Genomic DNA, 24,599 nt, shown 5'->3' with positions numbered 1-24,599 from the left:
GCCTCCCCTAGACAATGCCGACGATGCCGTGAACGCACGTGGCGACGGCTCCGACGCAGGCGACCGTCAACGCGAGCGTGCGCGCCAGCGAAATCGACACGTGCGCGGCAGCGAGCTCGCCGGCGATGATCCCGACGAGCACGCCGGTGCCCACCGTGGCGATGTAGACACCGTAGCCGAGCGGCGGCGCCGCAATGTCGATGCCGACTCCCTTGGCGAGAACGCTGGCGGCGTTCATGACCAGAAAGGACGGCTGCAGCGTGGCCTGAAACGTCCGCTGATCCCACCGCGTCGCTCGCTGATAGGCCACCATGATCGGGGCGGCCTGTCCGACTGTCGTATTGAGGATCGCGCCGATGAAACCGCATGCCCCCAGCGCCTGCTTGGGAATCCGCGGCAGATGCGACGCCATGAGGAGAGACGCTGCCAACGACGCGACGAGGCCTACCCCAATGGTCAGCTCGAGGACGCTGCGCGGCAGCCACGTCACCAGCGCCCACCCGGGGATCGTTCCGACGATCGCCCACGCGGCGATGACGCGCCAACGGTGCCACAAGATGTCGACGCGCAGGCTCCACGCGATCGCGAGACCGGCGACGAAGGCCGCGGCGTTGATCGTGAGGACGCCGAGTACCGGTCCCGTGACGAACACGAAGACCGGTACGGCGATGAGTCCCAGTCCCATGCCGCAGATGCGCTGCGCCATGGTGCCGATGATGACCGTCAGCGCCAATACGGCAAGAACCGCGGCGCCGGTCACGGATTACGCCTCGTCGGCGTATGCGGCGAGAACCTCGTCGGAAACGGACATCGACGTCGAGATTTCCTGGACGTCGTCGGAATCCTCAAGGGCGTCGTAGAGCCGCATGACGGACTTGTACTTGTCGAGATCGAGCTCGACGCTGGTCGAGGCGATCCACTTCGACTCCGCCGAATCGTACTCGATCCCCGCCTCCTGCAGCGCGGTGCGCACGGCGACGACGTCGGAGGCCTCACAGAACACGACGAAGCCCGCATCGGTGGCCTCGACCTCGTCGGCGCCCGCCTCGAGGACCGCCATCGTCACGGTGTCCTCATCCACGCCGTCGGCCGCGGGAACCTCGACGACACCGCGGCGGGTGAACAGGTAGGACACCGACCCGGGGTCGGCCAGCGAGCCGCCGTGACGGTTGAACGCCGTGCGCACATCCGAGGCCGCGCGGTTGCGGTTATCGGTGAGGCACTCGACGAGGAAGGCGACGCCGGCGGGACCATAGCCCTCGTACATGATCGTTTCCCAGTCCGCGCCCCCGGCCTCGGCACCCGAGCCACGCTTGACGGCGCGGTCGATGTTGTCGGCCGGGACCGAGTTCTTCTTGGCCTTTTGGATGGCGTCGTAGAGGGTCGGGTTTCCCGCAGGGTCGCCGCCGCCCGTGCGCGCCGCGACCTCAATGTTCTTGATGAGGCGGGCAAACAGCTTGCCGCGCTTGGCGTCGATCGCGGCCTTCTTATGCTTGGTCGTTGCCCATTTGGAGTGACCCGACATATACCCTCTCCTTGGTCATGATCCACCGCTCGGTGGCACGTTTATCGCCTCAAGTGTAGCGGAGAGAGTCGAAGCTGCCGCTCACGGCGTCGCCGCGTCAGCGCCGACCTCGTCGATGAGCGGACACGTTCCATCCCAGCCCTCTATCCACGAGGCCACCAGCTCGGGCAACACCGGTGGGTAGACGGTCGCCCCATCGCGCGCCGCGTGCGCCAGCTCGTCGACATCCCACCACGCGAGTTCGTCGAGGACGTCGCGTTCAAGCTCGGTCCACTCCCCTGCTCGCGGTCTCTCTTCGCGCTCCAGGCGCAACAGATAGAACACTTCGTCTTGGCGGGCGCTGACCTCGACAAACTCAAACCGCGAGTACCGCCTCAACACCGGCCCCTCGAGATCGTCGGGCCGGGCCCGGATCCCCGTCTCCTCGTAGAGTTCGCGCGCTGCTGCCGCGCGCGGATCCTCATCGGGACCGATACCACCGCCCACGGTGAACCACCAACGCCGAGTGGTGTCGGCGAAGTCGTGGCCGAGAACGAGGAGCACGCGCCCGGACGCCGCGATGGGGATGACCCGCGCCGCACGCCGATAGGGCGTCCCGTCTGGCCCGGGCTGCCATTCCGCGCTCAACCCCCTCATGCGTGCTCGCCCCTCATGCGTGCTCGCCACGCTCGGCCGCGACGACGCTGCGGGCAGCCACCAGCGCGCTCAACTCCGAGCGGGTCATCTCGGCGCGCTCGGGCGAGGACCCCAATCGGACAGAGGCGACGTAGGTCAACCCGAGGCGTGCGGCTGCGTGCTGGAAGTCTCGCATGGCCCGGGCGGCGCGCCGCGATACCGCCCGCGCCCGCCGCTTGGCAAAGCGTCGCCACGTCAGCGACGTCACCATCTCGACTTCACCGGGGTGGAGCCAGCCCGCCTCGGCGAATGCCTGTAGTCCTGCCCGTATCCACCGGCGCTGCTTGGCCGCCGAGAGCGAGATGATGAGGAACCACCCGAAAAAGAACGGCAGCCAAAAGAGGACGTAGCTCCTGACGAACGAGCCCTCGGTGAAGCTCGCGAGTCCGTTCCACAGGGAGTGAAGGACGACGGCGCTCGCCCACCCGACGGGAACAGTGCCCATCCACGCTCGGCGACGCCGCAAGCGCGTCAGGGCGATCGCCATAGCCAGCCCGATGAGGGAGGTAAACATCGAGTGACAAAACGGCGACAGTATTGCTCGCAGGATAAAGACCACGAGAATCTCGTCACCGGCGTTGAGGAAATAGAGGATGTTTTCGGTAAACGCGAAGCCCGCACCCACCAGGCCGGCGATGACGACTCCGTCGAGGGGAGAGGTCACAGAGCGGCGGCGCGCGAGCATGACGATGACGACACCGATCCCCTTGAGGGTCTCTTCGACAACGGGAGCGACGACGCTCGCCGTCAACGCCTCGGCATCATCGGGATTCGTCGTGGCCGCTCCCAGCATCATCTGCATTGTCGTGTTCGAGACGAGCGCCAGCGATGTCGCAACTCCCGCCCCCAGGCGAAGGCGAGGACACACAACCACACGGGTTCGGGTTCCCACCGATCGATCCACACGAATGTTCCCGTGACGACGAGGAGCGGAACAGCAGCGGCGATGATGCCCAGGGTGCTCGCCATCACCCCGCTGCGCGAGACGACGAGGCCGACGATAACGAGGAAGCCGACGACGCTTGCCAGAGCGATGATCCATTCCAGCCACGCGCGCGGGGATCGCGCCATCTTGCCAAGCGACGTGTGATAGGCCGCCGTCTCGACGAACTGCGGTTCAGGGATGAGGGGATCGGGGCGATAACGCGCGGCGAGGCGAAAACGCTGCGTGGAGGCCGACTCGGATGTGCTCACGCGCCCTCCCCCACGCTCGTCAAGGTGTCATCGATGTCGATGGTCTCGGGCCACGGCGCGCGTCCCGCCAAACGGAGGCTCCGCGCCAACACGCCCGCGCGCAGCTTGCGGGTTCGGGCGACGTGATCGTTGTGGAACCGGCGGGCATAGGCGACGCGCTGGTTTGCCTGCCACAATTCGGCAACGAGCGCCCGCCCGGGCGCATCGCTCTCGAGCTCGGCGCGAACCTGTCGCGACAGCGTGTGTCGGAGCACCTGGGTGAGAACCGACTCACAGACCTGACGCGGCTGTGAGTGGCGGGTCTCGGCGACGTCGGACAGGGTGTAGCTGCGCTGCGGTTGCATGGCATCGGCGGTGAGGGCGGGAGCCGCATCGAGGCAATCGCGCGCGGCCGAGGCGATGAGCGCCGCCGAGGCGGGATCGAGCAGCTCCGATGTTGCCAGCGCCATCGCCGCCCACGCCCGTCGCACGAGGAGGACGTCGAGGCCGGCGCGGGCCTGAAGCACCTGGCGATGCAGGCGATCGAGCCGCACGGCCTGGCGCCAGGCGAGGACGGCCGCCACGGCGAGGCAGACGAGAGCGAGGACGAGCCACCATGCGCTTTCACTCATGCTCGCTGCTCTCAGCCTCGTCGACCGCACCTGTCGCCAGCTCGCCACCGCCCGCCCGATTCATCGTTGCGACGGTGTCGTAGACGGCGACGATCTCGTCGCCCACGCGCCCCCAGTCGTACATCGCCGAGCGAGAGCGCCCACGCGCAGCCAGGTCGTCTCGTTGATCGGGATGCTCGAGGGTCTCGATGAGGACACGTGCAAGGTCGCCGCTATCGCCGGGGTTAAACAGCCTGCCCGCCCGACCCGAATCGAGAACCGCGGCGAAGGCCGGAATGTTCGAGGCTACGGTGAGCGTTCCCGCGGCCATCGCCTCGACGAGGACAATGCCGAAGGACTCCCCGCCCGTCTGGGGCGCGATATAGGCTGTCGCTCCCGCCAACAACTGGGCCTTTTCCTCGTCGCTAACAGGTCCGAGCAGCTCGACAGCGTCACCGTAGCGAGCCAACCCGAGGGAATCGGGCACCTCCCCGCGCCCGGCGATGAGAAATCGCGCTCCCGGGCACGCCGCGAGGACGGCCTCGATGGCACCGGCGAGGATCGGCAGCCCCTTGCGCTCCTCGTCAAGGCGGCCCAGGAAGGCGAACACGGGGCGCTCGGGGGTCGCCTGCCACGCCGGACGAGGCTCAGCCGCAAAGTCGGCGACCGCAACGCCGTTGGGAATGATGACGGCGTCGCCGCCGTGGTGGGTAACGAGAGTGCGTCGCGCCTCGGCCGAAACCGCGATGCGCGCCGTGATCTTCTCGGACAGCCGCGTGAGGAAGGGCACGGAGGCGACGTAGGCGTAGGAAAGCTCGTTGGCCAGGTGAAATGTCGCGACAACGGGGCATTCGGCGGCGGCGAGCGCAAGCAACGATACCGAGGGAATGAGGGGCTCGTGGATGTGAACGACGTCGAAGTTTCCCTGCGCGAGCCATGCGCGGGTGCGCGAGCGCGCCAACGGGCCAAAGCACAGCCGCGCCACCGAGCCGTTGTAGGGCACGCGCACGGCCGACCCGGCCGAGTGGAATCCCTCGATCCCCGGCTGCGTCGATGCCGGCGCGAAAATCTCGACGTCGTTACCGCGCCCGCGCAGCTCCACGGCGAGGTCGCGCACATGCGACTGGACCCCGCCGGGGACGTCGAAACTGTAGGGGCAGACCAGGCCGATCTTCACGCGTCCTCCTTGGCGAGCCTGGCGCGCGAACGCGCCAGTCGTTCGGGATCAAGCTCGTCGATGAACAGGGGCTGAAGCATGTGCCACGACGTCGGGTGCTGGCGCAACCGCTCGCTCACGGCGTCGACCCACCGCTGGGTCGTCGCCGCGACGTCGGTGACGGCGACGGGGTCGGCGAATTCGAGGGTAATGCCCCACGAGGCCCGGGCGAGAGAGCGCGCGGCACCGCTCAGGCGACGCTCGCGCACGTCGACGGGGATGAGGGGGGCGTTCAGGCGCGCAGCCAGCGCCGCCGGTCCCGCGGCCACGAGAGCACGCCCGCCGGCGAGGTCGACCTCGACGCCGCGCCCGGTAATGTCGCGGTCGGCAAGCAGCGCCACCAGGCATGAACGTCCGCGCACCCGCGCAACCAGGTCGTCGAAGATGCGCTGGCCCGGCGTGGCCGAGATGATTTCCATGCCGACGCCACGGCGCACGCGCATGAACATGTCGAACAGCTCGGGCGGCTCGATTCTCTCGGCGACGGTGACGACATCGGCGCCGTGTCGGGCGGCCCAGGCCCCGGCGAGATCCCAATTCGCCGAATGGGTCAGCGCGACGACAACGGGCCCCGCCTGCAAGCCGGCACGCACGGCGTCGATGCGCCCGCGCACCTCGACGCGGGCGTCGATCTCGTTGGCGCTGACTCCACCGAGCGAACAGGCCTGGGCGAAGTAGCGCATGTAGCTCGTCATCGCCTCGCGTACCTCGCCAGCCGAAGCCGGACGCCCCAGCAGTCGCGACAGGTGCGCGCGCAGGTAGTCGATGCCCTCTCCCCCGCGCGCAGCCACCGCGCTGCCGACGACGCGGGCACCGACCTCGAGGATGCGCGGTGGCGTCACCTCGGCCAGGCCCACGGCACCGGTGAGGAGCAGGCTCACCGCTCCTCCTCGATGTGACGGGCGACGTAGGCGATCCGCTGAACGACGGTGATGGTCGAGGCGCCGGCGACGATGAGGAGTCCCGCGGCAAGGAACCACTCGGACAGGCCGATGCCGGTGACAAACGCCAGCACCAACGAGATGACGAGGCGATCGGTGCGCTCGGCAATCCCAACCGAGGCGACGACCCCGACGGACTCTCCGCGCGCGCGGGCATAGGGCACGGCGGCGGCCCCGACGATTGCGACGATGCCCGCGAGTACCGCGCACGTGCGCGCCGCACTCGGTTCCAACCCCATCGCGGCATAGGCTGTCAGCGATCCGAAGACGGCGCCGTCACCGATGCGATCGAGTGTCGAATCGAGGAAGGCGCCGAACCGCGACGACGTACCGGTCAGACGTGCCAGCGTGCCGTCGAGGGAGTCGGCAAACAAGATGATGCCCAGCACAATCGGACCGATGATGAGGTGGCCCCACCCGAGCAGTACGATCGAGGCGACGACGGTGACAAGTGTGCCCGCCACCGTCACGTGGTTGGGCGTCACCCCCGCGCGAGCAAGCCCACGTGCGGGAGCCTCAAAGATCGCCTTCGTCACCGAGCGGCCGTGCTGTCCGAGCATTGCGTTCCTTCCCGTCACTCACCGTGCGCGTACGTATCCCAGTCGCGAGCCAACCGCTCCCGGGCCTGTCCGATGAGCTCGGGCACGGCCTTGACCTGGGCGATCAGGGGGAAGAAATTGGCGTCTCCGAGCCAGCGCGGCACGATGTGCTGATGGAGGTGGGCGGCAATTCCGGCCCCCGCGACCTGGCCCTGGTTCATCCCAAGATTGAGCCCCTGGCACCCCGACGAGCCTTGAATGACCCGGATGGCCTGAGCCGTCACCTCGCCAAACTCGGCGCGCTCGTCGGCGTCGAGGTCGATGTAGCCCGAGACGTGGCGATACGGGCACACGAGGACGTGGCCGGCGTTGTAGGGGAAGAGATTCATGAGGACGAAGACGTGGGTGCCGCGGTAGACGATGAGTCCCTCCTCGTCACCGCGCCCCGGCGCGGCGCAGAACGGGCACTCCTCGCTCGTGGCATCCTTTGGCTTCTCCTCGCCCGAGATGTAGACCCACCGGTGCGGGGTCCACAGACGCTCGAAGCCGTCGGTGTCACCGGCAAACGCCGACGCCGCCTCAGCCGGGGGAACCTCACAGGTCATTGACGCGCGTCCTCACGACCTCGACGATGCGCTCGATCGCCTCGTCAATGGCAACGCCATTGTCCTGGCGGCCGTCGCGGTAGCGGAACGACACGGCCCCGGCCTCGGCGTCCTCGCCGCCGGCGATGAGGACGAACGGGATCTTCTCAGTCGAGGCGTTGCGGATCTTCTTGCCGAAGCGATCGTCGGAGGTGTCGACCTCGACGCGGATCCCCTGGGCGCGAAGTTTCGCGGCGACGTCGGCAAGATAGTCGTTGAACGCGTCGGCCACGGGAACGCAGCGCACCTGCACGGGCGCCAGCCACGCCGGGAACGCCCCGGAGTAGTGCTCGAGGAGGACCCCGAAGAAGCGCTCGATCGACCCGAAGAGGGCACGGTGAATCATCACGGGGCGCTTGCGGGTGCCGTCCTCGGCCGTGTATTCGAGGTCGAAGCGTTCGGGCAGGTTGAAATCGAGCTGGATCGTCGACATCTGCCAGGTGCGCCCAATCGCGTCGCGTGCCTGCACCGAGATCTTCGGGCCGTAGAAGGCGGCACCCTCGGGGTCGGGAACGAGCTCGAGCCCCGATGCCTCCGCGACCTCGGCGAGCGTGGCCGTCGCCTCCTCCCACACGTCGTCGTCGCCGACGAACTTCTTGGGATTCTTCGTCGACAGCTCCAGGTAGAAGTCGTCTAGCCCGTAGTCGCGCAGGAGGTCGAGAACAAACGTCAGCAGCGACGACAGCTCCTCGCGCATCTGCTCGCGCGTGCAGTAGATGTGGGAATCGTCCTGGGTGAAACCGCGCGCGCGGGTGAGCCCGTGAATGACGCCCGACTTCTCGTAGCGGTAGACCGTGCCGAATTCGAACAGCCGCAGCGGCAGGTCGCGGTAGGAGCGCCCGCGCGAGGCAAAGATGAGGTTGTGCATGGGGCAGTTCATCGGCTTGAGGTAGTAGTCCTGCCCCGCCTTCGTCACGTTGCCGGCCTCATCGCGCTCCTCGTCGACGTGCATCGCCGGGAACATGCCGTCGCGATACCACTCAAGGTGCCCCGACGTCTCGAACAGCTGGCCCTTGGTGATGTGGGGCGAGTAGACGAACTGATAGCCCGAGTCGATGTGACGCTGGCGGGCGTAATTCTCCATCTCCTGCCGGATGATCGCGCCCTTGGGGTGGAACACCGGCAAACCCGAACCGATCTCGTCGGGGAAGGAGAACAGGTCGAGCTGCTTGCCGAGCCGGCGGTGATCGCGGCGCTCGGCCTCCTCGATGCGACGCTGGTACGCCACCAAATCGTCTTTGCTGGCCCACGCGGTGCCGTAGATGCGCTGAAGATTGTCGTTGTCCTGGTCGCCCTTCCAGTAGGCGGCCGAGGACTTCGTCAGCGCAAAACCGTTGCCGATGAGTTTCGTCGACGGCAGGTGGGGGCCACGGCACAGGTCGGTCCAGACGACCTCACCATTGCGGCGCTCGTTGTCGTACATCGTCAACCCGTCGCCGCCGATTTCGACTGCCGCCCCGTCGGCACCATGTCCCTTGGTCTCAATGAGCTCGAGCTTGTAGGGCTGTTCAGCCAGCTCGACCCGCGCCTGCTCGGCGGTGATGTCGCGGCGGACAAAACGTTGGCCCTCCTTGACAATGCGCTTCATCCGCTTCTCGATTTGCTTGAGCAGCTGCGGGGTCACGGCGTCGATGTTGCCGAAGTCGTAGTAAAAGCCGTCCTCGATAAAGGGCCCGATGCCGAGGTTGACGTCAGGGAACATCTCTTGAACGGCCTGCGCCATGACGTGGGTACACGAATGCCGCAAGATGTCGAGGCCTCGCGGAGAATCGATCGTGATCGCTTCGACCTCGGCGCCTTCGGGAATCGGCCGATAGAGATCGACCGGCGTGCCGTCGATCGCCATCGCGACGATCGCACGATTGTCGCCGAACAGGTCGGTCCCCGTCGTGCCCGGCTCGATCGTCGTCACCACTCCGTCGATCGTCGCGTTATATGCCGACACTGCGGGGTCCTTTCGTCACGGAATACTGTGGGCCACAGTCTACCCGCCGCTCCCAATACCGAGAAAGCGGCACCGCTCCTCACACGCCCGAGAAGAGAGGATCCCACGCCGCCAGCTCGACGGGTTCCGCATCGAGACCGCTCAGGTAGGCCGGGTCGATAAATTCCCGTTCGACCACGCACGTGACCATGTGGCGGACAAACCATGAGTGAGACATGGAGAAGATGCCCTTGCGTCCGTACTTTTCGCCCCAGGAGTTCTCCACCCGCCATGTCAGCGGCGTACCGTCGTCGGCGAGGTTGACCCCGGTGAACGTCATCGCGTGGCTCGGCTCTAGCGCCGCGTACCTCGCTCGATCGGCGTCGGGGAACTCCCCCAGCGGTGTCAGCGTCTCGTCCCACCGGTAGAGATCGGGATCCATGATGCCGGCCTCGCGATCGGTGTCGCGATCGACGTCGCAGCTGAAATAGACCGCTCGTCCCGCCTTGAGCTGGGCGATGCCCGCGCTCGCCATCGCATCCATGGGCACATTGAGGAGGCCCACGGCGCGGCCCTCGCTGACCGAACGATAGAACGGCACCGTCAACACGCGGCCAACCGGGTGTTCGGGGCGCGGGTCGCACCCGATGACGATGCGCTTGTCGAGTTCGGCCTCACCGATGTAATCGGCAAAGAATTCGCGCGGACTCGTCGGACCAATCCGATGAAACACCTTGTCTTTGTCGCGGTATTCGAACGTGAACGTGGTCGGCGGATTGCCCAGCGCCTTGCGCGCAATCGTATAGATGTCGGCCAGGGTCGCGTGGCGAATGTCCTCGATGTCGTCGTCGTGGCCTCGCGCATGTGCCTGGCGCATCTGGGCCGCGGCGCTTGAGCCGCAGCTCCATGTGGGTGACGAAGCGAGCGGAATCCGTGGCGTTGAAGCTGTCGGGCATCGCCTGGTGGGGCACGATCCCCCACTTGGCGATGAGCGACACAAAGTAATCCCAGTCCCCGCCGTCGCTGACGTGCGTTGTCAGCGCGAGCCTGAACGCGCGGTCGTCGTCGGGAGCGTCGAGGGTGTCGACAACGTGGTCGAGAAATGTCGCGGCCTTTTCGAGCTTGTCGTAAAAGAACAGATAAGACTGGGAAAACTCCATAGTCTCGACATTGAGGCGCGCCATCACCGCCGGGCGCAGCGAATTGAGGGAAGCAAACAGCCAGCACCGCCCGCTCTTGCGCTGATCGGTGATCTCGCCCGTGTCGACGCTGATCGAAAACTCGAACGTATGGCGCGCCAGCGCCGCCGGGTTGTACGCGGCACGCTCAATTCCCACGTGAGCGACGGCCCCCTCGACGAGTCGATTCGTCGGGTCGGCCTCGTAGGTCGCACGAAAATGATCGAGGAGTTCCGGAGTAAGCGTCATACCCGGATGATAGGACACGCCTACGACGTCGGCCGCGACGAGGCCGCGACGTGGTCGAGGAGGCGGTAGACGTGCAGGGCGACATAGGCCCACTCGTCCTCCCCGATGGGGCGGCCCCATTCCTCCTCGATGACGCGCGCGATAGCCGTCGTCGAGTCACGCACGCTGGCGTCGACCTCGCTCAGTGCGCGCGTCAGGGCCGAGGGGACGCTCACGACGTCCTCGCCCGAAGCCAGACGCACGAACAGGAAGCGCAGGTGGGTGACAAATCGCGCGGCTGGTTGATCCCAACGCGGCAGCGTCCGGCCCGCCTGCTCGTCGAGGCAGTCGAAGATGCGCTCCAGCGTCCGCGTCATCTTCACGGTGAGATCGACCGGCACTCGATCGAACTGGGCCCCGACGAAGTGCAGCGCGCAGGCGGTGGCCTCCGCCTCGGGCAGCCTCACCCCAGACGCTCCTCGACGATGCGCAGGGCTTCGTGGCCCGCGGCGAGTTCGGCCGGATACAGGTGGGCGACTTCCCACACGAGGGGAATGTCGACGACGATGCCCTCGCGTGCGCGCCGCTGGGCCTGGTCGAGGTGGTCGGCGAGCGCGAGAACGAGGACTTCGGGGCGTGTGAGCCCCAGGCGTCGCCCGGCCATCTCGCAGATGGCACGGGCGACGTCGAAGACGCGCGGGTCGCTCAAGCCCAGGGCCTGGGCGAGCGCTCCCGAGCGCGGGGAGGATTCGGGGACAAACACGGCTTCAATCGCGTCATCGCGAACGACATCACCGTGGCCGAGTCCGTAGGCCACGCCTTTGCCCGTGCAGATGACGACGCGCGAGTTCGCCGAATCGAAGGCGAGAACGACGTTCGTGTTGAACGTCCTCACGACGGTGTAGGTCCCCGATCTCATTTAGGCTTCCCGCACGGTGAGGACGGCCTCGCCCGGGCCCGCCGACAGATTCGGTGCCGACACGTCAAAGCCCTTGGCCGCGTTGGTCACGGCGACGACGACGGCGCTCGACGGAGCCTGCGTTCTCAGCGTGTCGAGGTCGATCTCGACGATCGCCTCGCCCGCGCTCACGCGCACCCCCGCGCGTATTCCCTCGACGACGTGGAAGCCGCGCCCGTTAAGCGACACGGTGTCGACGCCGATGTGGACGAGGACCTCGACACCGAGTTGGGTCGTGATGGCGAAGGCGTGCGCGGTGTCGGCAACGAGCATGATCTCACCGGCAACCGGGGCCGCCACGGTGGTCCCGTGCGGCTCCACGGCAAAGCCCGGGCCTAGTTTGCCCGACGAAAACAGGGGGTCGGGAACAGCGGCAAGCTCGATGAGCTGACCGTCGACGGGACTGATGAGGTCGTCGCCGCCAGCCGGCTGCGTCTTCTTTTTCCAGCCAAACATGTCAGCTCCTCCTAGTCGTCTCGACCCAGCATCTCGTTGATGTGGGATTTATACAGCACGGCCTTGCCTCCGTACACGGCCTGGACTCCCCCAGCCACCTCGAAGACGTCGACGGCGCCGAGCTGTTTGAGGCGGTCCTTGTCGACCTTGGCCGGATCGGTGACGGCGACGCGCAACCGGGTGATGCAGGCGTCGACGTCCTCGAGGTTATCGGCTCCCCCCAGCGCGGCGATGATCTCGCGCGAGGCCGCCTCCATGTCGCTTTCCCCGGAGCTGCCCGCAGCTGCCTGCGGTTCCGCCGTATCCGCGGGCGCATCCGTGTCCTCGAAGCGTCCGGGAGTCGCGACGTTACGCAGGGCGATGTAGCCCCTAAAGATCGCGTAGTACAGGGCGAACCACACGACGCCCAGCGGCAACACGTAGAGGAAGTGCGTCTTATCTTGCCCCTGCAAGATGCCGAACAGCGTGTAGTCGATAGCCCCACCCGAGAACGTGTTGCCGATCCGGATCTGCAACAGGTCCGCGATCATGAACGACAGCCCGTCCATCACCGAGTGGATGACGTAAAGCAGCGGGGCGACGAAGAGGAACATGTATTCGATGGGCTCGGTGATGCCCGTGATGAACGAGGTGAGGGCAACCCCGAGGAACAGGCCGGCATACTTCTTGCGCCGACCCTTGGGAACCGCGTGATACATCGCCAGGCAGGCACCGGGAAGCCCGAACATCATCGTGTCGAAGCGACCGGCAAAGTACTTCGTCCCGGCCGTGAACAGCCCGTGATGATTGGGATCGGCCAGCTGGGCAAAGAAGATCTTCTGCGCACCCGAGACCGTCTGGCCGGCAACGACTTCGGTGCCACCCAGCGGGGTGTACCAGAACATCGGGTAAATCATGTGATGGAGGCCGACGGCACCCGACAGGCGCAGCAAGAACCCGTAGAGGAAGGTGCCGAAAACGCCCATGTGCGAGATCTGCGCACCCGCGCTGACCATGAGGTGCTGGATGGGCGGCCACACGAAGAAGAACAGCGCACCCAGCGGAATCGCGACGAGCGAGACCGCGATGGGCACGAAACGCGACCCGCCGAAGAACCCGAGGATCTGGGGTAGTGCGATGTTGTGGTAGCGGTTGTGCAGCCACACGGCCAGCGCGCCGATGACGAGCGCGCCGACGATCCCGGTATCGACCGCCTCGCCCTCGGGATCGAAGACCGACAGCAGGGACGCCGTCGTCCCCGTCATGACGAGATAGCCAACGATGCCGGCGAGCGCGGCCGTGCCCTTGTCGCGCCTGGCCAGGCCGATGCACAGTCCGATGCTCAGCAGGAGCGCCAGGTTGTTAAAGACAACCGTCCCCGCGTCGGCCATGACCTTGAAGATTGTCTGGGCGACGACGTTATCCAGAACGGGATAGGCCTGAACAGTCGTCGGATTGGATAGCGCCCCGCCAATACCGAGCAAGAGGCCGGCTGCGGGCAAGATGGCGATCGGCAGCATGAACGCCTTGCCGATCTTCTGAGCTTGTTTGAATGAGGATCCCGCGCGCGTCTTCCATGACGCCGGGTGAGTGGTAGCCACGGCATACTCCCGTCGCGAAGTTGTGACGGGTCTTGCCTCGCGAGAGTCACAATCCCGATGTGATCCCACTATATCGACGTGTCAGGAGGCAGACAAGGAATCAGCCCTGCTCGGTGGCAGGCGCAGCGACACGTACGATGCTCTCTATGAATGCGCGGCAGGGCGCGACGGGCCGGCTCATCTGGCTCGACGCCATCAAGGGAATCACGATCGGGGCCGTCGTCCTCATCCACCTGCGGTTTTTCCTCGCCGCCTACACCGGCCGGCCACCGTCCGAGATCGAGGTGACCCTAAACGCCGCCCTGAAGTCGTTCCACCTGCCCGCGCTGTTCTTCGCCTCGGGACTGCTCATCCCCCGCTCGCTACGCCGTGGCCCCGCGCGCTTCCTCCTCGCCAAGTGCGACACGATCCTGTGGCCCCTCGTCATCTGGCACGTCATCAACCGACTACGTGCCGGCGGGCCCGCTGCCCTGGCGCGCGCCGACGTCCTCACCGACGTGTCCTACCTGTGGTTCCTCGAATTCCTCTTCCTCTTCTGCGCCCTCGCCTGCCTCAGCCGGTGGGTGCCCGCGTGGTGTCTCGCCCTCGTCTCGCTGCCACTATCGGCCCTACCGCTCGTCACCGGCTGGGATGAGCACCTCGGCTATGCGGCCTTCTTCTTCTGCGGCATGGCCCTGGCCGGACGCGTCCACGCACTCGCCTCTCGGGCTCCGAGCAACGCTGCCCTGGCGTGGCTGAGTCTGGCAGGCGCGCTCGCGGTCTCGGCGACCGCCACCATCTGGGGCATCGGTCCCGACTGGGTGCGGCTCATCCGGTGCTTCGCCGTCATTGCCCTGCTGTTGGCGTGGGCGATGATGCTGCCCGCGCACACCCGCGCGGCGAGGGCGTGCGCGTGGCTCGGCCGCGGCTCGTTGGCCCTCTACGTGTGCCACTGGCCGATCGGGTTATTCCTCGGCGTCACCCTGCGCCCGGTCCCCGGAATCGGCGTGCTCGTCTGCGTGGCAACCGTCGCGCTCTCGCTCGCCCTGACGGCGGCACGTGGGTACCGACCGCTGTCGTGGACGCTGTCGCGGCCTCACCGTGGTGGTGCCAAGCGCCGCTGATACGATGCAGCTAGTGCACTGGCGAGAAGCGGGAGGATGAGGATGGCTATCGCGGATGGGTACGGAAATGACGACTTTGTTCCCGTCATCCTCGGGACAGGGCTAGGCGCATACACGATCGCACGCAGCCTGCACATGGCCTACGGCGTTCGCTCGCTCGCGCTTGGGCGGGCGCGCCTCGGCGAGACCGCGCATTCGGCGATCCTCGACGTCATCGAGGTTCCCAACTTCGATCAACCCGATACCGTGATCGCCACGCTGCGCGAGGTTGCCGGGAAGTTTCCCACGCGCCGCCCGATTCTCTTTTCCACCATCGAGATGTATTCGACGATCATCGCCGAACATCACGACGAACTCGCCCGGCTCTACACCCTGCCGTGCATCGACGCCGAGGCCCAGCGCACCCTGGCCGAGAAGGATCACTTCTACGCGGCGTGTGATCGAGCCGGCCTCGTCTACCCGACGACGGACGTCCTCGGTCCCGGCGACGTCTGCGACCAGGCCCGTCTCGATGCTCGCGGACTGACCTTCCCCCTGATCCTCAAGCCGACGAACACCGACATCTATCCGCGGCTGAATTTCGCCGGGCGCAAGAAGGTCTATCTCATCTCGACCCTGGACGAGCTGGTGTCGACGATTGCGCGCATTCGCGCCGGCGGCTACGACGACGGGCTCATCCTCCAGCGCTATCTTTCGGGCAACGAGTCCGTCATGCGCGTGGCCAACACGTATTCCGACACCGACGGGCGGCTGCGCGCCATCTGCGTCGGCCAAGTGGCCGTGACGGATCGGCATCCGCAGCGCGTGGGCAATAACAACGCCATCGTCGCCCTTCGCGACGACGCCCTCACCGAGAAGATCCGATCCTTCCTCGACGCGCACAACTATCGCGGGTTTGCCAACTTCGACTTTCTCCTCGACCGCGACAGCGGCGATTACCACGTTCTCGAGGCGAATCTGCGGCTTGGGGCATCGTCCTTCTACACGCTGGCGGGCAACGTCAATCTCGTGCGCCACTGCGTCGACGACATGGTCTACGGCTCGCCGCGCCCATTCGAGGCGGCGGAGCAGGCAGGATTGTGGATGACCATCCCCTACCCCGTCGTCAGGCGCCACTGTGCTCCCGAGCTGCGCCCCCTCGTCACCGAAGCGGCCTCGCACCGGCGCCTGCACACCCTGTGGTACAGCAAGGACCTCTCACCGCAGCGCGTCGTGTCGAACCTGCGGATGGACGCCCGGCTCAGCCGCGACACCCTGCGTTACGCCGAGGCCGAGCTCAACTCCTAGCGCCCGCGCTCGACGAGATCGCGCACGGCACGCGCCGCCGCGCACACCTCGTCGGCGCTGCCGCGCAGCATGAGGTTGAGCACCTGCGCGGTCAAGCGGCGGGTCTCAGGAAGATCGGTGAGATCGGGATCGAGGTTGTAGTACCGGGGATCGGCGACCCCGGGGAAAAGGCTCGGGCGATACCACTTGCCGATGCGTATGCCGCCCGCGCTTAGCGACGCAAACGCCTCCTCACCGCTGAGCCCGCTCTCGTGCGGAATCGCCAGCGGCAGACGCGTGAGCGGCTGCCCTGAGCGAGCCAACGCGGGGATTTCGACGCTCGACCCGAGCACCTCCAGGGCACGCCGTGCGACGTCTCGACGGTGGGCGAGGTTGGCCGGTAGCTCGACAAGCGCACGCGACACCGCGCGCGTCATCGAGCGCGAGGCCGCGCGCGCGGGTGCCGACTCCCCCGCGGTCTCCCCCGCCGTGACCGGGGGCCAGAACAGGCCGGCGTGGCTGGCACGATCTTGCAGACGCTGCCCCCAGCTGCCCGTGCGCGAGTACACCCGCAGCTGCCACCGGTAGCTGGCCGCGGCCACCTTCTCGCGACCGCTGAGGGCCTGGAGCCGCCGCGCACGCGCGATGATGGCATGGCGCAGATTCTGGTCCTCGATGTCGGGATTGACCCACAGGGCACCGCCAAAGCTCGTCGGCAGGATTTTCTCGGCGCCGAACGAGTGCACGGACACGTCCGCCACCGGTTGTCCGTCGCGGCGTCCCAGTCGCGCGACGCAGTGCGCCGAGTCCTCGATGAGGATCGCACCCGCGCGGTGGGCACGCTCGGCCAGCGCAGCAGTTTCCTCGCCGATCATGCCGAACGTGTGTTGGGCAACGACGGCGCGCGTGCGCGGCGTCAGCGGCAACCGGGCCGGATCGAGCGCATACGTGTCGGGATCAATATCGCCATAGATCGGCGTGTGCCCCGTAGCGATGAACGGCGTGACGGCGCTGACACAGGTGAAGGCCTGCGTGACGACGTCGCCCGGCCCCCGGACGTCGGCCACAGCCTCACCGACGAGACGCAGCCCGTCGCGAGCACGCGCGAGAACGAACCAATCCGCAGCGCGCGTGTGGGTGTAGCGGGCCAGCTCATCGACAATCGTCACGATCGAGTCCTCCTCATACACCAAAGGGCCGCGTATTGCGGCCCCGATGGTGGGCGATACTGGACTCGAACCAGCGACCTCTTCCGTGTCAAGGAAACGCGCTAACCAAACTGCGCCAATCGCCCGAGGTGGGTACCGGATTCGAACCGGTGTATACGGCTTTGCAGGCCGCTGCCTAGCCACTCGGCCAACCCACCAAAGGAAAAAGGGCACCGGCCGAGCCGGTACCCTGCCCTTCGAGCGGATGACGAGACTCGAACCCGCGACCCTCACCTTGGGCAAGGTGATGCTCTACCAACTGAGCTACATCCGCAATGCACCATCATTTATAGCCACTACGCCGCGCGGATGGCAAATCGGATCCCCGTGCCGGTCGTCACATTCTGCCGCCGCCGATGCCAGCCGGCGCGATAGCCGATAGAGGCCAAAATTCGCCGTATAACGCCGATTCGCGGCCCTCGCGGCACCACGCGCGCCTGCTGCCCACCCGCCCCGCCCTAATCAGCATATGGACGCATCCGTGGCGGTTTGTGAGCGGCTTTTTAGCATCGCGACCATGAGTGCACCACGAACGACGGCGCCCGCTCCCCAGATTCCCCACGGACGCGCCAAAGCCCGCATCATCGTCTCCTCGCTGGTCGGCACGACCATCGAGTTCTACGACTTCTACGCCTACGCGACCGCCGCGATCAGCGTGTTCCCGCTGCTGTTCTTCCACGCGTCCTCGCGCACCGGTGCGCTCCTCGCCTCCCTGGCGACGTTTGGAGTCGCCTTCATCGCCCGCCCCATCGGATCGATCCTCTTCGGCCACTTCGGCGACCGGGTTGGCCGCAAAGTCACCCTCGTCGCCTCGCTGCTGACGATGGGCATCGCGACGGTCATCATCGGCCTGTTGCCGACCTATGCGCAGATCGGTCTGTGGGCCCCGGCCATGCTCGCGATCATGCGGTTTAGTCAGGGCCTCGGGCTCGGCGGTGAATGGTCGGGGGCGTCGCTGCTCGCCGGCGAGAACTCCCGCCCAGGCAAGCGCGGTTTCGACGCCATGTGGCCCCAGCTGGGAGCCCCGATCGGCTTTTTCCTCGCGAACGGCTTCTTCCTGCTGCTCACCCGCGTCATGAACTACGATTCGGCTAACACCGAGTCCTCCCAGGCGTTCCTCGTGTGGGGGTGGCGCCTGCCGTTCCTGTTCTCGGCCGTCATCGTCGCCCTCGGCCTCTATGTGCGTTTCAAGCTCGAAGAAACCCGTTCCTTCGCCCGGATCCAGCGTTCGGGCAAGGTTGCCAAGGCCCCGCTGCTCGAGGCGTGCAAGACCTCGTGGGTGCAGATGATCCAGGGCACCTTCGTCATGGTCGCCACCTACACGCTGTTCTACCTCATGACGACGTGGATCCTCTCCTACGCCATCTCTCCCGTCGAGGAGGGCTATCTCGGGATCTCCTACCACAAGTTCCTCGTCATTCAGCTCATCACGATCCTCGCCTTCGCTCTCATGACTCCCGTTTCGGGATGGCTGGGTGATCGCTGGGGCCGACGCCGCCTCCTCATCCGCGTCACCGTGGGAATGATCCTGTTTGGGCTGACGTTCGGTCTCTTCCTCGACGCCGAGCGGATGGGGACGGCGGAGCACGCAAACCTCGCCCTCATGACCGTGTTCATGTTCATCGGCATGGCGCTCATGGGCCTGACATTCGGCATCCAGTCGGCGCTGCTACCCGAGCTTTTCCCGACGAACGTGCGCTACACCGGTTCGGCGGTGGCCTACAACGTCGCCTCGATCATTGGTGCCGCGGTTGCGCCCTTCATCGCGACGTGGCTCGCCTCGCGCTACGGTCCCGGGACCGTCGGCCTCTATCTCGTCGTCATGTCGGCGATGACGCTCATCGCGTTGCTGACGATTCCCGAGACTCGGGTCCTCGACATCGACGAGCTCGAGACCTCGCACTCGCCGGCGCCCGCCAAGGTGCCAGCGCTCAACTAGCCAACCCCATTGGCCTTACGCGTGTGCCCGCCCCGGTCGGGGCGGGCACACGTCTATCTCGCGTATCTCGCGCTGCTACGAGGCGCCTCGGCGTCGCCGCCACTCGCGCAGGCGCTTGTAGGTGCGCGTCGCCGGCGTGAATGCGTGACCGATCCCCGGCAGGATGGGTCGGGTGAACTCGCCGACGTATTCGATCATGTCGCAGCCCCACGCCGCCTTAAACGTGTACAACCCGCCGTGTCGGGGGTCCTTGGCCGGATCGGTCTCGCCCGAGACACCGCCGAAATCGAAGACGAACTCGGATTCGACGCCGGCGAAGCGGCGAGCCGCCTGCTGCATGCGCGTCGAGATGAGGGCGTAGGGCGCGTAGTAGTTGCGCAGATCGTTCGTCGAGCCGCCATAGAGATAGCTGGCGCGGTTGCCACTGTAGAGGACGAGCGAGCACGCCAGCGGCAGCTCGGTGACATCCCAGCTGGCCAGCTCGGCGCGCTGCTCGCGCAGCCTCTCGATCCCCCGATCCAGGTCAGCGAGGCCAGCCTCGGCCTTCTTCGTCCATTTCGCCTCCAGCGACTTCGCCGAACGCTCGCGCTGCACCTGCTGTTTGGCCAGCGAGCGGTCGGCGTCCTCGATTGCGGCGGCGATGTCGAGATAGGCGACCGTCGCCTCGCAGTGTCCCTCAAAGGCCCGCATCATCTCGGCGAAGTATCCGGCATCGCGCATGGCGATCTCTTGACGCTGCGCCATGACGGTGATGACCTGCATGAAGTCGTCGAGATCGTCTGGTCCAACCGCACGATAGATAAACGGGCGCTTGCGTGCGCGCCGGGTGTATTGGCGCATCTTCTTCGGCAACGCGTCGTCAATGGCGTCGGGATCGCTCGGCAACGTCACCATCATCGAGGCGCGCGGCTGGATCTCGCGCATATCCGTGTAAAAGCCCTGATGGGCGTAGCCGAGCTGGCGAAGCGCTCGGTACAGCTCGCGCCCCTTCGCCCGCAATACCGGCGGGTCGACGTGGAGCACGAGAGCGCGCCGACGCAAGGCGAGACGGTGAACGTGACGGTACACCTCGACGTACCACTGAGCGGGAACGTCATCGCGGGCGAACACCGGGCCGCGCGCGGTGTAGGCGAGCGTCACCAGGCGACGCCCGCCGAGGCGGCGATAGAGCACCTGGCACGTCCCGACGAGGCGACCCTCGTGACGGATCCCGAAGCGCTCGGCGTCCCAGTCGGCGCTCTTGACTTCGGCCCACGCCGCGAGCTGCAATGGCTCCGGCGTCGGCGACGCCTCGACGATTTCGTCGAGCTCAGCGGCGGAACACGTCGCGTCAAATGTCAATGTCGGCATATCGAGCCTGGTCCTCACTCTCTCGTTAGCGACGGCGGCGCTTTTCGCGCACGCGCACGCCGATCTGAATCGGGGTGCCGACGAAGCCGTATTCTTCGCGCAGACGCCGCTCGATGAAGCGGCGGTATCCCGGATCGAGGAAACCCGTCGTGAATAGGACGAACCGGGGCGGGCAGGCGTGAACCTGGGTGCCAAACAGGATCCGCGGCTGCTTCCCTCCACGCACGGGGTGGGGATTGGCCGCCATGAGCTGTCCAAGGAACGCGTTCAGGCGTCCCGTCGGGATCCGGGTACGCCACCCGTCGAGCGTCTCGTTGAGCGCACGTTCGATCCGGTTCGTGTGCCATGTCGTCTTGGCTGAGATATTGATGCGCCGCGCCCACCCGACGTGCGCGAGTTCGCGCTCGTATTCGCGCGCCAACTCGTCCTGGCGGTCTTCGTCGACGAGGTCCCACTTGTTGTTGACGATGACGATGCCACGTCCAGCCTCGACGGCCTGGGAAACGATGCGCTGATCCTGTTCGCTCAGCGGCTGGGAGGCGTCCAGCAGCACCATCGCGATGTCGGCTTCCTCGATAGCCCGCGACGTGCGCAGCGAGGCGTAGAAGTCTGCCCCGCGCGACTTGTGCATTTTGCGGCGAATACCCGCCGTGTCGACAAACCGCCACGGCGTCTGCCCGATCATGACGGTTTCGTCGACGGGGTCGCGCGTCGTCCCGGCAACCGCGTCGACGACGACGCGCTCCTCACCCAACAGGGCGTTGAGCAGCGACGACTTGCCGACATTAGGGCGTCCGACAAGGGCCACCCGACCGGGCTGGGGTCCCGTGGGAACGGAGACACTGCCCCGTTCGGGAAGGATCTTCAGGCAGCGATCGAGCAGATCGCCGGATCCACGCCCGTGCAGCGCAGAAACGGGGAACGGCTCGCCCAGACCGAGCGACCACAGCGAGGCGACATCGGGCAGCTGCGAGGCGGAATCGACCTTATTCGCCGCGACGATGACGGGTTTGCCGCACCGCTGAAGCATTCGGGCCACCTGCATGTCGGTGTCCGTCGCGCCGACGACCGCGTCAACGACGAAGACGATCGCGTCGGCGTCGTCGACCGAGGCCTCCGCCTGACGAGACACGGCCTCGTCGAGGCCGTCGACGCCGATCTCCCATCCGCCGGTGTCGAGAAGGATGAAGTCGCGGCCGGCCCATTCGGCCGGGTAGCGCACGCGGTCACGCGTGACCCCGGGCATGTCCTGGACGACGGCCTGGCGCTGCCCCAATACGCGGTTGACCAGCGTCGACTTGCCAACGTTAGGACGCCCGACGACGGCTAGCACCGGCAAGGTCTTCTCGGGAGGCACAGGCTCCGGGTCGTATTCGGCCGCCAGCAGCGCGCGATCCTCATCGGATAGCGCGTAATCCTCTAGCCCTGCCTTGAGCGCCTCCGCGCTGCGGGCTTCCTGGTCAATCTCACTCACGCAGTCATTCTACGGGGCATCCCCGCAGCGCTCACACGCGCTCGTCAATGAGCGCCAAAACGGCATTGACGACCTCGGGGAGAGTCATCTGGGTCGTATCGATGAGCGTGACCCCCTCACTCGGGGTGATGAAGTCGTTGACCTGGGAGTCCCGCGCATCGCGCCGCGCCATCGAGGCCGCACTGGCCTCACCCGCTTCGGCGCGACGACGACGCTCACGCTCCTCAGCCGACGCCGTAATGAGGATGCGCACGTCGGCGTCAGGGGCGACGACCGTCGTGATGTCGCGGCCCTCGGCGACCATGCCCTTCCCCGACTCCCGCGCCTGGGCAATGAGGTGACGCTGGGAGGCGATCAACACCGAGCGCACCTCGGGATTAGCTGCGACCTCGGACACCGCTGAGGTGACGTCGACGCCGCGGATCTGCTGGGTCACGTCGACCCCACCGACGGCGAAGCGGGGAGCATAGGGAGCCGTGTCGATGTCGAGCGCACATTCGCGCGCGTGGCTGGCGACCCGCGCGTGATCGGTGACGTCGATTCGACGGTGCAACAGCGACCACGTCAGTGCCCGATACATGGCACCGGTGTCCAAATAAGATGCCGAGATATCGGCGGCGACCGTGCGCGCAACCGTGGATTTCCCCGACCCCGACGGGCCGTCGATCGCGATGACGAGACCGCGTCCGAGAGCGCGCTCACCGATGGGACGTGACGAAGTGGTCATTCTTCCTCCCGAATATGTGTGTCCGCCTATTATCGCGCCTGTCAGTGCGCCCCGTCGAGCACGGTCCACCCGTGATCGGTGAGCCAGGCTCGCGCCGGTGCCGCGGCGGCAGGATCGACGAGCACCCGTCCCACGCCCATGGGCGCGCCGGCGGAGTGCTCGAGGGCAAAGTCCTCGATGTTGACGTCGGCCTCCCCCAGTTCGGTGAACAACCGCCCCAGGTGGCCGGGGGTGTCGGGGACGAGGACACTGACCTCCGCGTAGCGTCGCGGGGCGCCACCGTGCTTGCCGGGGATGCGCTCGACGCCGTCGTTCCCCGCCTCCAGCACCTTTGTCACCTGCGCGACGAGGCCGGGGGCGAGCGGGTCGCCAGCGGCGGAGTCGAGGCTGTGGAGCAGGTCGAGCAGGTCGCGCGAAATGCCACGCAAAACCTCGGCGATCTCGCGCGAGTTGCCGCCGACGATCGCCGCCCACAGCCGCGGATCCGAATGGGCGATCCGCGTTGAGTCACGCAGTCCCTGCCCCGACAGCCCCAACGCCTCCTGCGGGGCGCGCGTCAAACTTGCGGCGAGCAGCGACGCCATGAGCTGGGGAACATGGGACACGCAGGCAACGGCGGCGTCGTGATCCTCCGCACGGTAGTCCAGCGGCAGGGCCCCGACGTCGAGGGCGAGGCTGCGCACGATGCGGATCGCGCGCTCAGCCGAGCCAGCCACGGGCGCGATAACCCACGGTCGCTGGCGAAACAGATCGCGCGGCGGCGCCCGCCCCGGAGCGCTCACGCCCGGCCATCGGATGAGAACCGACGTAGCGCGTCGTATCGGCCCCGCATGCCTCGAGCTCGCGCGCGATGATCGTCTTCACCGAAGCGACGTCCGTGACGATGGCACGCGGGTGTTCACGCAGCGCCTCGTCGATGACACGCGCGGTGACGTCGGGCGGGGTGGCCACGACGACGAGCGCGGGATCGACACCCTCGTGCGCGATCATGCCGGCACCCATGTCACGGGCCAACGCCAGCGCCGAGGGCGACGCATCGGCCAACTCCACCTCGACGCCGAGGCGGCGCAGGGCCATCCCGATCGAGGTTCCCAACAACCCGGTGCCGACGATGAGCACGGGACCTGTCGTCTGGGCGCTCATAGGCCGACCATCTCCATGAGCTCGGTCAGTTCATCGTCGGTGAGTCTTCGGGTCTCCCCCGGCGTGAGCGGATGCAGGCTGAGCGGGCCGATGTGGGTGCGTACGAGCCTCGCAACCGGGTGAGACACGGCCTGGCACATACGCCTGACGATGCGATTCTTGCCCGAATGCAGAACGATTTCGACGAGCGTGCGCCCACCGTGACGATCCTTGATGGTCACGCGATCGGCACGCGCGAGCCCGTCGTCGAGTTCCACTCCCTCGCGCAGGCGCTTGGCGTCGCCGGGCGTGAAGTCGCCCTCCACCTGCGCCAGGTAGGTCTTGGAGACCTCGTAGCGCGGATGCATGAGTCGGTTCGCCAGCTCACCGTCGTTCGTCAACACGATGAGGCCCTCGGTGGCCTGGTCGAGACGACCGACGTGGTACAACCGCTTGCCGTAGCGGGCGGCGTAGGGGGCCAGGGTGTTGCGCCCGCGCGGATCGTCCATAGCCGAAACCACGCCGGCGGGCTTGTTGAGGATGACGGTGAGGTGGTCGTCGGTGAGGAAGACGCGCCGGCCGTCAACGTGAACGATCGCGGTATCGGGATCGATGCGTGCCCCCAGCTCGTCAACGACCTCGCCGTTGACGCGGACGCGGCCGGCGGTCATCAGCTGCTCACATGCGCGCCGCGACGCCACCCCGGCACGCGCCAACACCTTCTGCACGCGTTCGCCACCGTTTCGCGTGGCCTCACTCATC

General features: G+C 66.7%; 21 protein-coding genes, 3 tRNA genes and 3 pseudogenes. 3 read left to right on the top strand and 24 right to left on the bottom strand.

Annotated features, from left to right (window positions below):
* Positions 1 to 7: 7 nt before the first annotated feature.
* The 16 genes and pseudogenes from H8R18_RS04165 to H8R18_RS04085 form a co-directional block, all read right to left on the bottom strand.
* Positions 8 to 760, bottom strand: a complete 753-nt coding sequence (locus H8R18_RS04165; RefSeq protein ID WP_191070856.1) for a sulfite exporter TauE/SafE family protein — start codon at positions 758 to 760, stop codon at positions 8 to 10.
* Positions 761 to 763: 3 nt separating this feature from the next.
* Complete coding sequence (locus H8R18_RS04160) at positions 764 to 1,525, bottom strand: YebC/PmpR family DNA-binding transcriptional regulator (protein ID WP_191070855.1); 762 nt, start codon at positions 1,523 to 1,525, stop codon at positions 764 to 766.
* 81 nt (positions 1,526 to 1,606) lie between these two features.
* Positions 1,607 to 2,161 carry an NUDIX hydrolase gene (locus H8R18_RS04155; protein WP_223875081.1) on the bottom strand — a complete coding sequence of 185 codons (555 nt, stop codon included), beginning with the start codon at positions 2,159 to 2,161 and terminating at the stop codon, positions 1,607 to 1,609.
* A gap of 13 nt (positions 2,162 to 2,174) precedes the next feature.
* Positions 2,175 to 2,996, bottom strand: a complete 822-nt coding sequence (locus tag H8R18_RS04150; RefSeq protein ID WP_265087402.1) for a PrsW family intramembrane metalloprotease — start codon at positions 2,994 to 2,996, stop codon at positions 2,175 to 2,177.
* The gene (locus H8R18_RS04145; protein WP_194189393.1) at positions 2,993 to 3,394 is read right to left on the bottom strand and encodes a PrsW family intramembrane metalloprotease; all 402 of its coding nucleotides are present in this window, start codon (positions 3,392 to 3,394) and stop codon (positions 2,993 to 2,995) included. The genes H8R18_RS04150 and H8R18_RS04145 overlap by 4 nt, the downstream gene beginning before the upstream one ends.
* A complete protein-coding gene (locus tag H8R18_RS04140; RefSeq protein WP_191070853.1) occupies positions 3,391 to 4,005 on the bottom strand; it encodes a hypothetical protein in 615 nt (204 codons plus the stop codon). Before H8R18_RS04140 ends, H8R18_RS04145 begins: the two co-directional genes overlap by 4 nt.
* Entirely contained in the window at positions 3,998 to 5,161 is a 1,164-nt protein-coding gene (locus H8R18_RS04135; RefSeq protein ID WP_194189392.1) for a glycosyltransferase family 4 protein, read from the bottom strand. Before H8R18_RS04135 ends, H8R18_RS04140 begins: the two co-directional genes overlap by 8 nt.
* The gene (locus H8R18_RS04130; RefSeq protein WP_191070851.1) at positions 5,158 to 6,081 is read right to left on the bottom strand and encodes a phosphatidylinositol mannoside acyltransferase; all 924 of its coding nucleotides are present in this window, start codon (positions 6,079 to 6,081) and stop codon (positions 5,158 to 5,160) included. The genes H8R18_RS04135 and H8R18_RS04130 overlap by 4 nt, the downstream gene beginning before the upstream one ends.
* Positions 6,078 to 6,701 carry a phosphatidylinositol phosphate synthase gene (gene pgsA, locus H8R18_RS04125; protein ID WP_191070850.1) on the bottom strand — a complete coding sequence of 208 codons (624 nt, stop codon included), beginning with the start codon at positions 6,699 to 6,701 and terminating at the stop codon, positions 6,078 to 6,080. Before pgsA ends, H8R18_RS04130 begins: the two co-directional genes overlap by 4 nt.
* 14 nt (positions 6,702 to 6,715) lie before the next feature.
* On the bottom strand, positions 6,716 to 7,285 hold the full coding sequence (locus H8R18_RS04120) for an HIT family protein (protein WP_191070849.1): 570 nt from the start codon (positions 7,283 to 7,285) through the stop codon (positions 6,716 to 6,718).
* Positions 7,275 to 9,269, bottom strand: a complete 1,995-nt coding sequence (gene thrS / locus H8R18_RS04115) for a threonine--tRNA ligase (protein ID WP_191070848.1) — start codon at positions 9,267 to 9,269, stop codon at positions 7,275 to 7,277. Before thrS ends, H8R18_RS04120 begins: the two co-directional genes overlap by 11 nt.
* A gap of 79 nt (positions 9,270 to 9,348) precedes the next feature.
* Positions 9,349 to 10,675 (bottom strand): annotated as a pseudogene (locus H8R18_RS09215) (C1 family peptidase).
* A gap of 20 nt (positions 10,676 to 10,695) precedes the next feature.
* Complete coding sequence (locus tag H8R18_RS04100; protein WP_194189391.1) at positions 10,696 to 11,121, bottom strand: PRD domain-containing protein; 426 nt, start codon at positions 11,119 to 11,121, stop codon at positions 10,696 to 10,698.
* Positions 11,118 to 11,549, bottom strand: a complete 432-nt coding sequence (locus H8R18_RS04095) for a CAT RNA binding domain-containing protein (protein WP_194189390.1) — start codon at positions 11,547 to 11,549, stop codon at positions 11,118 to 11,120. The genes H8R18_RS04100 and H8R18_RS04095 overlap by 4 nt, the downstream gene beginning before the upstream one ends.
* A gap of 24 nt (positions 11,550 to 11,573) precedes the next feature.
* Positions 11,574 to 12,068, bottom strand: coding sequence for a PTS sugar transporter subunit IIA (locus H8R18_RS04090; protein WP_191070845.1), 495 nt, complete (start codon positions 12,066 to 12,068; stop codon positions 11,574 to 11,576).
* An 11-nt stretch (positions 12,069 to 12,079) separates the two neighbouring features.
* Positions 12,080 to 13,648, bottom strand: coding sequence for a PTS transporter subunit EIIC (locus tag H8R18_RS04085; RefSeq protein ID WP_227712882.1), 1,569 nt, complete (start codon positions 13,646 to 13,648; stop codon positions 12,080 to 12,082).
* A gap of 146 nt (positions 13,649 to 13,794) precedes the next feature.
* Here H8R18_RS04085 and H8R18_RS04080 point away from each other — a divergent pair, with 146 nt between their 5' ends.
* Entirely contained in the window at positions 13,795 to 14,751 is a 957-nt protein-coding gene (locus tag H8R18_RS04080; RefSeq protein WP_191070844.1) for an acyltransferase family protein, read from the top strand.
* A 42-nt stretch (positions 14,752 to 14,793) separates the two neighbouring features.
* The gene (locus tag H8R18_RS04075) at positions 14,794 to 16,038 is read left to right on the top strand and encodes a carboxylate--amine ligase (RefSeq protein ID WP_191070843.1); all 1,245 of its coding nucleotides are present in this window, start codon (positions 14,794 to 14,796) and stop codon (positions 16,036 to 16,038) included.
* Here the strand turns inward: H8R18_RS04075 and H8R18_RS04070 are convergent.
* The 4 genes from H8R18_RS04070 to H8R18_RS04055 all read right to left on the bottom strand — a co-directional run bounded on the left by H8R18_RS04070 (position 16,035) and on the right by H8R18_RS04055 (position 17,499).
* Positions 16,035 to 17,186 (bottom strand): DegT/DnrJ/EryC1/StrS family aminotransferase, encoded by a 1,152-nt coding sequence (locus H8R18_RS04070; RefSeq protein ID WP_191070842.1) that lies wholly within the window; start codon positions 17,184 to 17,186, stop codon positions 16,035 to 16,037. The genes H8R18_RS04075 and H8R18_RS04070 overlap by 4 nt on opposite strands.
* Before the next feature lie 47 nt (positions 17,187 to 17,233).
* Positions 17,234 to 17,311, bottom strand: a tRNA-Val gene (locus tag H8R18_RS04065).
* Between the two features lies 1 nt (position 17,312).
* A tRNA-Cys gene (locus H8R18_RS04060) sits at positions 17,313 to 17,383 on the bottom strand.
* Positions 17,384 to 17,425: 42 nt separating this feature from the next.
* Positions 17,426 to 17,499 (bottom strand) — tRNA-Gly (locus H8R18_RS04055).
* 243 nt (positions 17,500 to 17,742) lie between these two features.
* Between H8R18_RS04055 and H8R18_RS04050 the strand changes: the two genes are divergently transcribed.
* On the top strand, positions 17,743 to 19,164 hold the full coding sequence (locus H8R18_RS04050) for an MFS transporter (RefSeq protein ID WP_191070841.1): 1,422 nt from the start codon (positions 17,743 to 17,745) through the stop codon (positions 19,162 to 19,164).
* A 75-nt stretch (positions 19,165 to 19,239) separates the two neighbouring features.
* Here H8R18_RS04050 and H8R18_RS04045 read toward each other — a convergent pair whose 3' ends face one another.
* From H8R18_RS04045 to H8R18_RS04025, 4 genes and pseudogenes are all read right to left on the bottom strand, one after another.
* Complete coding sequence (locus H8R18_RS04045; protein ID WP_191070840.1) at positions 19,240 to 20,514, bottom strand: peptidoglycan bridge formation glycyltransferase FemA/FemB family protein; 1,275 nt, start codon at positions 20,512 to 20,514, stop codon at positions 19,240 to 19,242.
* A gap of 25 nt (positions 20,515 to 20,539) precedes the next feature.
* A pseudogene (gene der, locus H8R18_RS04040) lies at positions 20,540 to 22,715 on the bottom strand (ribosome biogenesis GTPase Der).
* A 41-nt stretch (positions 22,716 to 22,756) separates the two neighbouring features.
* Positions 22,757 to 23,858, bottom strand: a pseudogene (locus H8R18_RS04030) (prephenate dehydrogenase).
* The gene (locus H8R18_RS04025) at positions 23,855 to 24,598 is read right to left on the bottom strand and encodes a pseudouridine synthase (RefSeq protein ID WP_191070836.1); all 744 of its coding nucleotides are present in this window, start codon (positions 24,596 to 24,598) and stop codon (positions 23,855 to 23,857) included. The pseudogene H8R18_RS04030 and the gene H8R18_RS04025 overlap by 4 nt, the downstream one beginning before the upstream one ends.
* Position 24,599 lies beyond the last annotated feature (1 nt).

Source organism: Nanchangia anserum, from assembly GCF_015240065.1.
In the GTDB taxonomy this organism is placed as follows: Bacteria; Actinomycetota; Actinomycetes; order Actinomycetales; family Actinomycetaceae; genus Nanchangia; species Nanchangia anserum.
The sequence above is the reverse complement of the archived record's forward strand: the minus strand, read 5'-3'. Positions and strand labels throughout refer to the sequence as shown.

Bases quoted from the DNA above. Each gene is read 5' to 3' on its own strand.
- H8R18_RS04160 (WP_191070855.1), bottom strand. From the start codon at position 1,525: ATGTCGGGTCACTCCAAATGGGCAACGACCAAGCATAAGAAGGCCGCG.
- H8R18_RS04155 (WP_223875081.1), bottom strand. From the start codon at position 2,161: ATGAGGGGGTTGAGCGCGGAATGGCAGCCCGGGCCAGACGGGACGCCC.
- H8R18_RS04150 (WP_265087402.1), bottom strand. From the start codon at position 2,996: ATGATGCTGGGAGCGGCCACGACGAATCCCGATGATGCCGAGGCGTTG.
- H8R18_RS04140 (WP_191070853.1), bottom strand. From the start codon at position 4,005: ATGAGTGAAAGCGCATGGTGGCTCGTCCTCGCTCTCGTCTGCCTCGCC.
- pgsA (WP_191070850.1), bottom strand. From the start codon at position 6,701: ATGCTCGGACAGCACGGCCGCTCGGTGACGAAGGCGATCTTTGAGGCT.
- H8R18_RS04120 (WP_191070849.1), bottom strand. From the start codon at position 7,285: ATGACCTGTGAGGTTCCCCCGGCTGAGGCGGCGTCGGCGTTTGCCGGT.
- H8R18_RS04090 (WP_191070845.1), bottom strand. From the start codon at position 12,068: ATGTTTGGCTGGAAAAAGAAGACGCAGCCGGCTGGCGGCGACGACCTC.
- H8R18_RS04080 (WP_191070844.1), top strand. From the start codon at position 13,795: ATGAATGCGCGGCAGGGCGCGACGGGCCGGCTCATCTGGCTCGACGCC.
- H8R18_RS04075 (WP_191070843.1), top strand. From the start codon at position 14,794: ATGGCTATCGCGGATGGGTACGGAAATGACGACTTTGTTCCCGTCATC.
- H8R18_RS04050 (WP_191070841.1), top strand. From the start codon at position 17,743: ATGAGTGCACCACGAACGACGGCGCCCGCTCCCCAGATTCCCCACGGA.
- H8R18_RS04045 (WP_191070840.1), bottom strand. From the start codon at position 20,514: ATGCCGACATTGACATTTGACGCGACGTGTTCCGCCGCTGAGCTCGAC.
- H8R18_RS04025 (WP_191070836.1), bottom strand. From the start codon at position 24,598: ATGAGTGAGGCCACGCGAAACGGTGGCGAACGCGTGCAGAAGGTGTTG.